The sequence below is a fragment of the Sphingobacterium sp. HMA12 genome (assembly GCF_002933815.1).
Lineage (GTDB): Bacteria > Bacteroidota > Bacteroidia > Sphingobacteriales > Sphingobacteriaceae > Sphingobacterium.
In genome coordinates this window covers 1,773,729-1,788,126 of record NZ_BEYR01000001.1, presented here as the reverse complement: position 1 = coordinate 1,788,126, position 14,398 = coordinate 1,773,729, and the positions used below count along the sequence as shown (strand labels likewise).

The 14,398-nt window shown below is 39.9% G+C and carries 7 protein-coding genes; 4 read left to right on the top strand and 3 right to left on the bottom strand.

What is annotated here, in order from left to right:
* The first annotated feature begins 349 nt into the window (after nt 1-349).
* From HMAT_RS07725 to HMAT_RS07715, 3 genes are all read left to right on the top strand, one after another.
* On the top strand, nt 350-3,112 hold the full coding sequence (locus tag HMAT_RS07725) for a bifunctional aconitate hydratase 2/2-methylisocitrate dehydratase (RefSeq protein ID WP_104382166.1): 2,763 nt from the start codon (nt 350-352) through the stop codon (nt 3,110-3,112).
* 50 nt (nt 3,113-3,162) lie between these two features.
* Nucleotides 3,163-5,430, top strand: coding sequence for an aconitate hydratase (locus tag HMAT_RS07720; RefSeq protein WP_104382165.1), 2,268 nt, complete (start codon nt 3,163-3,165; stop codon nt 5,428-5,430).
* Between the two features lie 177 nt (nt 5,431-5,607).
* Nucleotides 5,608-6,480, top strand: a complete 873-nt coding sequence (locus HMAT_RS07715) for a hypothetical protein (RefSeq protein WP_104383344.1) — start codon at nt 5,608-5,610, stop codon at nt 6,478-6,480.
* 105 nt (nt 6,481-6,585) lie between these two features.
* Here the strand turns inward: HMAT_RS07715 and HMAT_RS07710 are convergent, their stop codons facing one another.
* Nucleotides 6,586-7,422, bottom strand: coding sequence for an MBL fold metallo-hydrolase (locus HMAT_RS07710; protein ID WP_104382164.1), 837 nt, complete (start codon nt 7,420-7,422; stop codon nt 6,586-6,588).
* Nucleotides 7,423-7,667: 245 nt separating this feature from the next.
* Here HMAT_RS07710 and pckA point away from each other — a divergent pair, with 245 nt between their 5' ends.
* Nucleotides 7,668-9,284 (top strand): phosphoenolpyruvate carboxykinase (ATP), encoded by a 1,617-nt coding sequence (gene pckA, locus HMAT_RS07705; protein ID WP_104383343.1) that lies wholly within the window; start codon nt 7,668-7,670, stop codon nt 9,282-9,284.
* Between the two features lie 74 nt (nt 9,285-9,358).
* Here pckA and ppk2 read toward each other — a convergent pair whose 3' ends face one another.
* Complete coding sequence (ppk2, locus tag HMAT_RS07700) at nt 9,359-10,168, bottom strand: polyphosphate kinase 2 (RefSeq protein ID WP_104382163.1); 810 nt, start codon at nt 10,166-10,168, stop codon at nt 9,359-9,361.
* 684 nt (nt 10,169-10,852) lie between these two features.
* Nucleotides 10,853-14,395 (bottom strand): chromosome segregation protein SMC, encoded by a 3,543-nt coding sequence (smc, locus tag HMAT_RS07695; RefSeq protein ID WP_104382162.1) that lies wholly within the window; start codon nt 14,393-14,395, stop codon nt 10,853-10,855.
* Nucleotides 14,396-14,398: the final 3 nt, after the last annotated feature.

Here is a 14,398-nt window from a genome sequence, read left to right as displayed (position 1 = left end):
TTAATAAAATAAATCACCTCTTTTTTTAGATTGATAAGGCTGGAAAAATAGATTCTAAAAAAAAATGGCCGGATTGCATAAGTGCTGTTTAGAACAATTCCAAATTGATTTAAATAAATGGAATGCATGCGTTTAAAGTTGGATTTTCACTATTTTTGTATTTAGTCATAAGAGTTGATTTACGGTAAATGAATCCACTTAAAAACATGAGTTGAAGGGGCTGATTGATAATGTAATGTAGTGGTCTACAGGAATTATCATATTTGCTTAATTATATTACAGACACGGTAGTGCAGAAAGGTGAGAATATATCTTCTGAACTACCCTTAAAATAGAAAGATTGATATCTATGAGTATTTACAACGATTACGTACAAGAGGTTGTAGAACGAGAAGGCCAAGGGTTACATCCTAAGCCTATTGACGGAGCAGAATTACTAAGTGAGGTAATTGCTCAAATTAAAGATTTAAACAATGAAAATAGAGCGGAATCTTTAAGATTGTTTATTTATAATACCTTGCCGGGTACAACACCAGCTGCTGGTGTTAAAGCACAGTTCTTAAAGGAGATTATTCTAGAGGAATCAGTTGTTGCTGAAATTACACCCGATTTTGCTTTTGAGCTATTGTCTCACATGAAGGGTGGACCTTCTATTAACGTATTATTGGACCTAGCGCTAGGTACTGATCTCGCGATTGCAAGTCAGGCCGCAGAGGTTCTTAAAACACAGGTTTTCTTATATGATGCTGATACCGCTCGTTTGAAAGAGGCCTTTGAACAAGGGAATGCTGTTGCAAAAGATATTTTGGAGAGCTACGCAAAAGCTGAATTCTTTACGAAACTTCCTGAAGTAGCAGAAGAAATTCAGGTGGTTACTTTTATCGCGGGTGAAGGTGATATTTCTACAGACTTATTGTCTCCCGGTAATCAAGCACACTCCCGTTCTGACCGTGAATTACATGGTAAATGTATGATCACAGCAGAAGCACAACAACAAATTCAGGAGTTACAGGCACAACATCCCGGTAAAAGTGTCATGTTGATCGCTGAAAGAGGTACAATGGGTGTAGGATCCTCACGGATGTCAGGTGTGAACAATGTGGCATTATGGACCGGTAAACAAGCTAGCCCTTATGTTCCTTTTGTAAACATCGCGCCGATTGTTGGTGGTACCAATGGTATTTCTCCAATTTTCTTGACCACAGTAGACGTTACGGGCGGTATTGGTATCGACCTTAAAAACTGGGTGAAGAAAGTTGATGAAAACGGAAACGTAGTTCGCAATGAAAAGGATGAGCCTATTTTAGAGGAGGTTTATTCGGTTGCCACAGGTACTGTGTTAACCATCAATACAAAAACAAAGAAATTATACAATGGTGAACAAGAGCTAATTGATATTTCAAAGGCATTGACACCACAAAAAATGGAATTTATCAAAGCCGGCGGTTCTTATGCCATCGTGTTTGGTAAAAAAATCCAAACTTTTGCTGCACAAACGTTAGGTATTCAAGCACCGACAGTATTTGCTCCTTCGAAAGAAATTACCATTGAAGGTCAAGGCTTAACTGCAGTAGAAAAAATCTTCAACAAAAATGCGGTTGGGGTAACTCCAGGAAAAGTATTGCATGCTGGTTCTGACGTACGTGTGAAAGTGAACATTGTCGGTTCTCAAGATACGACAGGTTTAATGACTGCACAGGAGTTGGAGGCAATGGCTGCTACAGTAATTGCACCTACAGTTGACGGTGCTTATCAATCAGGTTGTCACACTGCATCTGTATGGGATAAGAAAGCGCAAGCGAACATTCCAAAATTGATGAAATTTATGAACGATTTTGGTTTGATCACGGCACGAGATCCAAAAGGCGTTTATCACTCCATGACCGATGTGATCCACAAAGTGTTAAATGATATTACGATTGACGAATGGGCCATCATCATTGGTGGTGACTCGCATACACGGATGTCTAAAGGAGTTGCTTTTGGTGCTGACTCGGGTACTGTTGCATTAGCATTGGCTACAGGTGAGGCTTCTATGCCGATTCCTGAATCTGTTAAAGTGACTTTCAAGGGTAGCATGAAAGAACACATGGATTTCCGTGATGTTGTACATGCAACACAAGCACAGATGTTGCAGCAATTCGCTGGAGAAAACGTTTTTCAAGGTAGAATTATCGAGGTGCATATCGGTACATTGCTTGCTGATCAAGCCTTTACTTTCACGGACTGGACAGCGGAGATGAAAGCAAAAGCATCCATCTGTATTTCTCAGGACGATACGTTAATTGAATCGTTGGAAATCGCTAAAAACCGTATCCAAATCATGATCGATAAGGGTATGGAAAATAAAAACAATGTTTTACAGGGTTTGATCGATAAAGCGAACAGACGTATTGAGGAAATCAGATCTGGCGCTAAACCAGCGTTGACGCCAGATACCAATGCCAAATACTATGCTGAGGTTGTGGTTGATTTGGATCTAATTGAAGAACCAATGATTGCAGATCCAGATGTAAATAACGCCGACGTTTCTAAACGTTATACACACGATACGATTCGTGACCTTTCTTACTATGGCGGAAACAAAAAGGTAGATTTAGGTTTCGTTGGTTCGTGTATGGTGCATAAGGATGATTTAAAGATCGTTTCGAAAATGTTGCGAAATATCGAGCAGCAAAAAGGTGTGGTTACTTTTGAAGCGCCATTAGTTGTTGCAGCGCCTACATATAATATTATCGATGAGTTGAAAGCAGAAGGCGACTGGGAATTCTTGCAGAAATACTCAGGATTTGAATTTAGTGATGCATTACCAAAAAGCACTGCGCGTACAGAATATGAAAATATCATGTACCTAGAGCGTCCCGGTTGTAACCTCTGCATGGGTAATCAAGAGAAAGCTGCAAAAGGTGATACGGTTATGGCGACGTCAACGCGTTTGTTCCAAGGCCGTGTTGTTGAGGATAGAGATGGCAAAAAAGGTGAATCCTTATTGGCGTCTACACCTGTTGTTGTACTTTCAGCGATTTTAGGTCGTATCCCTAATATTGAAGAATACAAAGCTGCTGTCGAAGGCATTAACTTGACTAAATTTGCGCCTATTCCGACAAAATAAAAGCTATCAGGGTTTCAGTAACTTAATTAAATAACATAAATAAGAGAGATATGGCTTTTGATGTAGATATGATTAAAAAGGTATATAGCCGTTATGACGAACGCATTGCTGCGGCTCGTCAGGTGGTAAACAAACCTTTGACTTTATCTGAGAAAATTTTATATGCCCACCTTTGGGACGGCAATGCGACAGAAGATTACAAACGCGGCGTTTCTTACGTTGATTTTGCTCCTGATCGTGTCGCGATGCAAGATGCAACTGCGCAGATGGCTTTATTGCAATTTATGCAGGCCGGACGTCCAAAGGTTGCAGTTCCTTCTACGGTTCATTGTGATCACTTGATCCAGGCCAAAGAAGGGGCAGATAAAGATTTAGCACGTGCTAAAAACGAAAGTTCAGAAGTATTTAACTTCTTGAGCTCTGTTTCAAATAAATATGGTATCGGTTTCTGGAAACCCGGTGCTGGTATTATCCACCAGGTGGTGTTGGAGAATTATGCATTCCCCGGTGGTATGATGATCGGTACGGATTCGCATACAGTAAATGCTGGCGGCTTGGGTATGGTGGCCATCGGTGTCGGTGGCGCTGATGCCTGTGATGTCATGGCAGGCTTACCTTGGGAACTAAAATTTCCGAAACTAATCGGTGTTAAGTTAACTGGTAAACTGAGCGGTTGGGCAGCAGCAAAAGATGTTATCCTAAAGGTTGCTGGTATCCTGACTGTGAAGGGGGGAACCGGCGCTATCGTGGAGTATTTCGGCGAAGGAGCAGAATCCCTATCTTGTACAGGTAAGGGAACAATCTGTAATATGGGTGCTGAAATTGGTGCTACTACCTCAACATTCGGTTACGATGAGTCCATGGAGCGGTATCTTCGTGCGACAGGTCGTGCTGAAGTTGCGGATGCTGCAAATACCATTAAACAACACTTGACAGCTGATGCTGAAGTTTATGCTAATCCTGAGCAATATTTTGATCAATTAATCGAAATCAATCTTTCGGAACTGGAGCCTTCATTGAATGGTCCATTCACACCAGATTTATATACGCCAGTTTCACGTATGCGTGAAGAGGCGGACAAGAATGGCTGGCCTTTGAAAGTGGAGTGGGGATTGATCGGATCTTGTACAAACTCTTCGTACGAGGATTTATCGCGTGCGGCTTCCATTGCGAAACAAGCGGTGGATAAAGGATTGATCACCAAAGCTGAATTCGGTATTAACCCCGGTTCTGAGCAGGTTCGTTTTACTGCAGATCGTGATGGTTTGTTAAAGACATTTGAAGATCTTAACGCAACAATATTCACTAATGCTTGTGGTCCATGTATCGGTATGTGGGATCGTGTGGGTGCGGATAAGCAAGAAAAAAATACAATTGTTCACTCATTCAACCGTAACTTTGCAAAACGTGCGGATGGTAATCCAAATACGTATGCGTTTGTTGCCTCGCCAGAACTGGTTGCTGCAATTGCAATTTCCGGTGATTTGGGATTTAATCCGGTTACAGATACCCTAACAAATAATAAAGGGGAGCAAGTGAAATTGGATCCACCTGTGGGTGATGAATTACCAACAAGGGGATTTGCTGTCGATGATCCAGGCTATCAGGCTCCGGCGGCGGACGGTAGTACGGTAGTCGTTGATGTTGCGCCAACATCAGACCGCCTTCAATTGTTGGAGCCCTTTGCTGCTTGGGAAGGTACAGACTTGAAAGGTTTGAAATTATTGATCAAGGCAAAAGGTAAATGTACGACAGATCATATTTCTATGGCTGGCCCTTGGTTGAAATACCGTGGTCACTTGGATAATATCTCAAATAATATGCTGATTGGTGCGGTAAACTTCTTCAATGAAAAAACCGATAATGTGAAGAACCAGTTGACAGGTGAGTATGGTCCCGTTCCGGCAACACAACGTGACTATAAAGCACACGGGATTGGATCAATTGTGGTAGGAGATGAGAACTATGGTGAAGGGTCTTCCCGTGAACATGCTGCCATGGAACCTCGTCATTTAGGTGTCCGTGCGGTATTGGTTAAATCTTTCGCTCGTATCCATGAGACAAACCTGAAAAAACAAGGTATGTTGGGTTTAACCTTTGCTGATAAGGATGACTATAACAAAATTCAAGAAAATGATACGATTGATATCCTTGGCTTGACTGAATTTGCTCCCGGAAAACCATTAACACTTGTTTTACACCATGCAGATGGAACACAAGAAGAGATTTTGGCAAACCATACCTACAATGCACAGCAGATCGAATGGTTTAAAGCCGGTGGTGCTTTGAATATTATTCGTAAGAATCAAGCGAAATAAATTGATTCCGTATAAATTTAGTTTAAAAGCTGCTTTCGTTAGAAAGCAGCTTTTTTTATGCAAGCGCTAACCTAGAAACATTTCTGTGATCTTCGTCATATTTTCCTAATTTCCATCTAATTTATTTGGTTATAAAATAGAATGGGGGTACTTTTGCCCAACGTTTTTAGCGCCGATATGAGAAAAATATTTTTGACGATTGGAGCACTTGCATTAAGTGTTTCGAGTTTATTTGCACAGGAAAATCCCGAGATAGGAAAAAGCATTTTTAAGCCGAGGAATTTAAGGACAGAAAGTAATAAAGGGAAGTTCTTCTTCTTTTGGGGATATAACTTTTCTTCGTATGCAAAATCTGATATACATTTTACAGGTCCAAACTATGACTTCATTCTCCATGATGTAAAAGCGGGTGATCGCCCAACCAAATTTGGGTCAACTTATTTTGATCCCAGTCGTTTGACCATTCCACAATTTAATCTGCATTTTGGTTATTATATCAAAGATAATTACTCCATTTCCTTAGGCTGGGATCATATGAAATATGTTGTGGATATTCCACAGCAGGTTAAGATCACTGGTTATATTGGCGATGAAATTTCTAATCCAGGCATACCGACCGGAAATCGAGCGGGACAATATAATGGCGAAAAGATCACAGTGGATTCTGCGATGTTAACTTTTGAACATACAGACGGTTACAATTTTGCTTCGGTAGGGTTGGAGCGATACGATGATATCATTAACAATCGTAAAGGTCAACAAGTTCTTACAATGGAGTCGGGTGTAGATGTAGGCTTATTGATCCCGCGTTCGGATGTGCACCTTTTTGGTGAAGGCGGTAACCACTTCTGGAATATCGCAGGATATGGTGCCTCGGCAAAAGTCGGTTTACATTATCGTTTCTATAAGGGACTCTATTTGCAAGGGAACTTTAAGACCGGTTGGACTGATCTGTACAATATCCGTACAACAGGCAGGAGAGGTGTCGACAAAGCAACACAGCAGATTTGGTTTTTTGAAAACTATTGGGCTCTAGGCTTTAGATTCTAAAGATTTCAATCTATAATAACATAAAAATGGGGCTGTCAATAACAGCCCCATTTTTATGTTATGTCCTTCGGGAAAAAGATTATTTCATATCCAATCTATGCATTCTTAAATATCGCTTAATTTAAACACATCCCTCACGCGGATTCCTTTCTCTGTATGCTGTAAGGTACAGCATTCGTTAATCGGGTCATGTTCAAAGAAAAGAATGTATTCATTATCGACGATTTCATTCCAGTATGTATTGCGTTCTTCCATGGTGACTAATGGTCTCACATCGTAGCCCATGACATAGGGGAGAGGGATATGACCAATGGAAGGCAATAGATCCGCCATATAGAGTACCGTTTTGCCCTTATATTGGATCTGTGGCAACATCATCGCTTCGGTATGGCCATTGGCATACCGAATGCTGATCTCCTTGCCAAAAGGCTTCTCAAAATCTTCAACAAATTTTAACTGCCCGCTTTCTTGAATAGGAAAAATGTTTTCTTTCAGAAAGGATGCTTTCTCTCTCGGATTTGGAGCTGTTGCCCAGGCCCAATGATCAGCATTGCTCCAAAAATCAGCATTTTTAAACGCAGGTGATAGTCTTTCGCCTTCACGAACTATTGCACCGCCGCAATGGTCAAAATGTAAATGGGTCAGTATGACGTCCGTGATGTCACTTCTTTCAAAGCCTAAGTTTTTGAGCGATTTGTCCAGTGTAGCATCGCCATGTAAATAGTAATAACTGAAAAATTTTTCAGTTTGTTTGTCGCCAAGGCCTGTGTCTACTAACATTAATCTTTTGCCTTCTTCGATCAAGAGTAAACGGTTGCCCCAGGTGCACATATTGTTGGAATCGGCTGGATTTGTTTTGTTCCAGATACTTTTCGGAACCACTCCAAACATCGCCCCGCCATCCAATTTAAAGAAACCTGTTTCTATTGCGTGTAATTTCATCTTATTAATATTTGTAAAGCTTGGAACAATTTACGAAAAATCTAAATGATAAGAACGGTAGAGGAAGATATTATGCTAAAAAAATATGCTAAAAAGTTTAATTTTTTTTACCTATATAAGTGTTTGGTAATGAATTGTTTGCTTTTGTGTTTTTTATACAATAAGCCTGATTTTAAGATAATTAAGTTTTGTTTTTAGCGAAATTTGCCTTTAACTTTGGGCACATTTTAAAACAAACAAAAAATATGAAAAAGGGTAACATTGGAAACGCGCCTGATTTGAAATATTTGAAAATTGATTATACAGGAAATGTATTTTATCAATTGCCTGTTTCAGAGTTGGTCGAGCATGCGCTAGCGAATCAAGAAGGTAGACTATCTGATACTGGAGCATTGGCTGCTGATACGGGAAAATTTACTGGAAGATCCCCCAAAGATCGTTTTTTGGTGGAAGATTCTTTGACCAAGGATGCTGTATGGTGGGGGGAAATCAATCAGCCCATGACTCCGGCTAATTTTGATGCATTATTTTCGATGGTTGCAGCACACTTGAGTAACAAGACAATTTATGTGCGGGACTGTGCCGCTGGGGCAGACCCAACCTATCAGTTATCCATTCGTGTTATTACCGAAACAGCTTACCAAAGTATTTTTGCCAATAACCTATTTTTGAGACCGGAGGCTCATCTCGATAATCAACCGCAATGGTCTATATTAGCGGCACCGACATTGCTTATTGCTAATCCAAAGGATTACGGTATTCGCAACGAAAATTTTGTAGCAATCGATTTTACAAAAAAAATGGTGCTGATTGCGGGTACGGGTTATACCGGTGAAATCAAGAAAAGTATCTTTTCCATTCTGAACTTTATTTTACCATTTGAACATAATGTATTATCCATGCACTGTTCGGCAAATACTTCCAGAGATGGCAAAACGGCATTATTTTTCGGACTCTCCGGAACCGGAAAGACAACACTATCAGCAGATAAAAATAGGAAATTGATCGGTGATGATGAACATGGATGGAGTGAGAAGGGTATTTTTAACTTTGAAGGTGGTTGCTATGCCAAATGTGTTGGACTCACAGCCGAAAAGGAACCGGAGATTTATCATGCGATCCGTTTTGGTTCATTGCTTGAAAACGTGGTCCTCGATGAGTTCGATAGACCGGATTATGATGATATTAGTAAAACGGAGAATACACGGGTTTCCTATCCGATAGACTTCATGGAAAACGCTGAAATGTCGGGTGTGGGGAATGCGCCCGAAAATATTTTCTTCCTGACAGCGGATGCCTTTGGCGTTTTGCCACCGATTTCGTTGTTAACAGTGGATCAGGCTGTCTATCATTTTGTGAGTGGTTATACAGCTAAAGTAGCCGGTACTGAAGTAGGGGTAAAGGAACCTACCGCTGCCTTCTCTACTTGCTTCGGCCAGGCATTCCTACCTTTACATCCAGCTAGGTATGCCACTTTACTGCGCGCTAAACTGGAACAAAACCCCAACATTAAAGTATGGTTGGTCAATACAGGGTGGATTGCCGGACCATACGGTATCGGACGTCGAATTAAACTGAACTATACCCGGGCGTTGATCCGTGCCGCAATGGATGGATCGCTATTGGAGTCCCGATTTAACAAACACGAGATCTTTGGATTGGAGTATCCAACAAGTTGCGGCGAATATGTTCCTGAACAGATGCTGGACGCTAGGGGATTATGGAATAATAATGAAGCGTATGATATGCAAGCCCGACGTTTAGCAAAACTATTTATTCAAAACTTCGAAAAATTTGACGACGAAATGCCAGCTTCGGTACAGTTGGCTGGACCTAAAATTCCTGCGACAGTGCCTGTCTAATGGTAGAGCGAATTGCGCAATAAAATACTTCCGGAAAGAGGGTTCTTTCCGGAAGTATTTTTCACAAAGGTTTGCTAATCATGTTTTTTGACAAAAGAATCGAGCTTCTCCTGTTCATTGCCAACAATAGCGTTGATAATTATCCGAAAGGAAGCCAGACGGGCTTTCTTTTTATTGTCTTTGTCGATTTCAAACCAGGGTGATTTTTTTGTTCCTGTTGTTTTAAATAGTTTTTCAATATAACCGCTGTAAACATCCCATTTTTCTTGAGCCTGTTGATCCAGGACCCCAACCTTCCAGCGTTTTAGAATATCTTCTTGCCGTTCTTTTAGTCGTTCAGCCTGCTCTTCTTTACTGATGCTCAAAAACAGTTTAATCAGGATAATTCCATCGTCAATCAATTGATTTTCAAATTCCGGGGCCTGTTTCATAAATAATTCGTGCTGTGCTTTGGTACAGAACTCAAATACAGGTTCCACCACCGCGCGGTTATAGTAACTACGATCGAAAATTACCATTTCTCCCGCATTGGGCAGATGTTTGATATACCGTTGAAAATACCACTGTCCATTCTCTTCGGGGGTTGGTTTTGGTAATGCCACAACACGTACTTTTTTGGGATTTAAATGTTCGGTCACCCGACCAATTGTGCCACCCTTTCCAGCAGCATCTCTTCCTTCAAATATAATGACAACACGTTTCCCTTTTTCAATAATATCATATTGTAATTTGAGCAGGATTACCTGTAGATCATAGAGCTCTTTTTCATAGTCGTAAACATCGTTAAATTTTTTGATTTCCAAAATTCCATGCTGCTCTAAATAGTCAAGAACATCTTTGTTTTGACGGATTTTTTGAAGCTCTTTTAAATCGTATTCTGCCATAATATATTGGTTTTATCAAGTTTATTCACCTAAAGTTAGCTATTGAATTGTTAAAAAATGTCAAAATTCAAATAAATCCAACCGGCGTATGTAATATTGACGGAAAGGCGAACGTTATAAAGTAAAGTAATGCAAAAGGATGCTTTTAGTAAAAATTGGACTTTTCATAAATTTAGGTTAATAATTGGTTAGGTAAGCTCGGAGTTCTCAACTTCGGGCTTTTTTTATACATTCAAAATTGTTTACAATTCATATGCGGAATACTTTCCTATAGCTCTGGTTTGAACCTATAGCTGAAACATACTAATGACCGCGCTTGATATTGTTTAAATGTTAAAAAATGTTAAAGGAATAGTAATTATATAATTAATTGAAACAAGTGTCGTTTTAATTGCAAATACTTTTCATAAAATAGGTTAATATATGGCTAACGAAAGCTCAGAGTTCCCCACTCTGGGCTTTTTATTTTCACGTATAGCCAAGGAATAAGTGTTGTTTTTTTTATAATGATTTCATTGGCTTTGGTCGCGCAACACAATGTTGTTGTCCGATTTATTTGCTGCGTCGATAGAAAATGTACTTGCGTTTATGAATAGGACGAAGTCATTCAAGGAGTGAAATTCTATAAGCATAAAAAAGCCCTACTTATTAAGTTGTAGGGCTTTGCTATTTTAAGTCTATATTTTAAGCCACTTCCCTTAAATCTACAGCAACAACACGTGAGACCCCTTGTTCTACCATGGTCACACCATAGATAATATCGGTGCTTGCGATCGTTTTCTTATTGTGTGATACAACGATAAACTGCGAGTTTTTGGAGAAATCACGAATGATGTTATTAAATTTGTCGATATTGGTATCATCCAAAGGCGCATCTACCTCATCGAAAATACAGAAAGGTGCTGGTTTTGAAAGATACAGTGAAAATAATAATGCCGTTGAAGTCAAGGTTTTCTCACCTCCTGAAAGCTGATTGATTGACAACGGACGTTTTCCTTTTGGCTGAGCAATGATATCAATATCCGAATCTAATGGATTGCTTGGATCAGTCAGTACCAGATCACAGCTGTCCTCTTCATTAAATAATGAACGGAACACTTTGATGAAATTGTCCCTTACTGCATTGAAGGTGAACATAAATTGTACTTTGGCGGTATCGTCGATTTCTTTAATTGTGGCCATTAAAGAACGTTTTGCTTCGATCAAATCCGCTTTTTCTTTATTGATAAAATCATAGCGCTCATTCATTTCATCAAAGGCTTCTTTGGCCATTAAATTAATCGTTCCAAATTCATCGAGCTGCTTTTTGAGTTTGCTGCATTTTGTCGCTAAGGTGGACTGATCTTCCGCAATTTCTAGTACATCTTCGCGCTCAATCAGATCTTTCAGTTCGATATTAAATTCTACGGACAGACGTTCTTTAAGTGCATTGAGATCTATTTGTAAGGCAGTTTTCTTGTCCTTGATTTCATTGACAAGAAAATCACTCTGTTCTTTTGAACGACGTTGTTGTGTGAGTGAATCCTCCAGATTATTAATCTGTTGTTTGTCTGCATAGTACTTTTCTTCCAGCTCCTTTAGACCATCTTCCAATGAAATTTTTTGCTCATACATCGCAATAAGGTCCGCATCTTCTTCGTCCTCAAAGGGGATGGTCGTTCGCAACGCTTCCTGTACTTCAGCAAGTTCAACACTATTTCGCTCGATACGGAGTTCATAATCATCTTTTTGGGTCTCCCTGAATTCAAGATCCTTGCTGATGTTAGAGACTTTATTTAGTTGTTGATGATAACTAATATTTTCCTGATTATAGGCGATGGATTTTTCATTCAAAATCTCCGAAATTTCATGGAATTGATCCTGTAATTCCGATAGCTCGGCTACACTCTGATCTTTTTGTATACGCAATTCCTGCAGTTGAGGTTCGGCGAGAGTAAGATCGGTTTCGATACCTGCAATTTTTTCCTGGATATCTTTTTTACGTAGCTGCGAATTGCTAATGAAAGACTGATATTGCTCCTGTTTCGTTTTTACCGTGATCAGCTCATTGTTAAGTCTATTGAGTAGAAAACGTAGTTCATCAATACGCTCTTTTTGTGAGTTACTACGTAAAGCCTCTACGCGGGCTGTTTCGGCTGTTATTTTGTCTTCAAGCTTTGCAATCTCTTGATTGAGCGTTTTAATTTCCCGAGCGAGAACCTCCAGGTTTTTCGCTCTACCGATGCGTTTTCCCTCAAATAATCCGACCGATCCACCCGAGAGTCCCAAATGATGTTTGGCATAGCGACCATTCTTTTGTAGAACCACTCGACCTGTTTCAGGTAACTCCTGTTCCAGTTCCTTTTCACCTTCCTGCTTTAATATATAGACATGCTGAAGGAGTAGGGTACAAAGGGCTTTATATTTTTCATCCACTGTGATCACATCCAAAGCAGACATGAGATTGTGATTTGGAGGGGCGGGGGAGGTAACCGCGGTAGCAATTGCTTCCAATACGAAGAAATGAGCTCGACCTTTTGCGGCATCACTCAGTAGCTGGATTGCTTGAACAGCATCTTGTTGTGTTTCGACAACATAATGGTTCATGATCGGTTCCAGGTAATTTTCAATTGCAACGCGATAATCTTCCTGACAGAACAGTACATCCGAGAACAGCGGTGGTTGCTTTTTCCAGCCTGCATTTTTCTTTAAAAATCGGATGGAATCCGGGAACCCCTCCAAATTGTCAATAAGGGATTTTGTCAGGTTATATTCATTCTGTTTGGCATCAACTAACCTGAGGTCTTTCGCAAGCTGCGCTTTAAATTCCTCCAGATTTGTCTGGCATTGAAGAATTTGCGCCTGTAGTTCTTCTTCAAGCTCATTGGCCGATTCATACTGTGCTTGTTGGGCCTCCACACGACCTTCCAATTCAGCTACAGCATTGTCAAATTGCACTAGCTCAGTTTCCTTTGCTTCGGTATCCGCGCTATTGCGTACAGCTTCCTGAAGAAGAGCTTCTTTTTGAATATTAAAAACAGCGAGATCTTTCTCCAGTTTATAGATTTTGGCTTGGAGTTCAGCATTACTTTTGTTGAAAATATCCAATTTGCCTTTAGCAGACTGTTGCTGACCGCGTAAGGCATCCACTTCAGATTTATTGGACTCCAGGTTGTCTTTTAATGAATCAAGTTTATTCTGCTCATCAAACAATTCCTCGTTTAACCTTTTTATCGTATAGAGAACGTGATTAAGTTGTTGTTTGTCGCTATTAATGTCCAGATTTAATCTGTTCTCTTTGTCCTGAAGATTTTTTACTTTCTCATTTTTGATCTTTTTTTCCGATTCATAACCACGGATTTTATTCACAAATTCTTGTGTAGCCTTTTGCTGTACGGAAAGGTTTTTCTCCTGCTCCAAATTTACCTGACGCAATGACTGCAATTGTGTTTCTGCGTTCAGGATCAATTCCTGAGAATTTGCGGCGTCTTTCTGAACTTTAGACTCCTGTGTTTGAAGCCGGTCAAGCTCTGTTGAGAAATCAGCAATTCTATAATAGGCGAGATCAATGCTACTTTGACGGTATTCTTGCTTGAGCAAGGTATATTTCTCTGCTTTTTTCGCTTGATTTTCTAACGATTTGAGGTTTTTTGTGATCTCATAGAGTAAATCGTCTACGCGGCTGAGATCTGCTTCGGTATCTCTTAATTTTGTTAGTGTCTGTTTTTTACGAACCTTATATTTTGAGATTCCGGAGGCTTCCTCAAAAAGATTTCTACGCGAATTATCTTTGTTGTTGATGATCTCATCAATCATTTTCAATTCGATGATGGAATAGCTATCTGCACCAACTCCCGTATCCAAAAATAAATCTGTGATATCTTTTAAACGGCATTTTACGTCATTCAGACGGTATTCGCTATCTCCATTGCGGAATAGTTTACGGGTGACCGTGACGGTCGAGAATTCCGTTGGGAGGATATTGTTATTGTTGTTGAAGGTTAAGGAAACTTCGGCAAGATTGGCTGGTTTTCTATTTTTCGTTCCGTTAAAAATAATATTCTCCATTTTATCAGAACGTAGCATCTTTGTACTTTGCTCACCAAGTACCCAACGTATTGCGTCCACTACATTGGACTTCCCACATCCATTTGGTCCAACAATAGCGGTGACACCGTCATTAAAGTTGATCGTGATTTTGTCTCCGAAACTTTTAAATCCTTTTATTTCTAGTTTGGTTAACTGCATTTA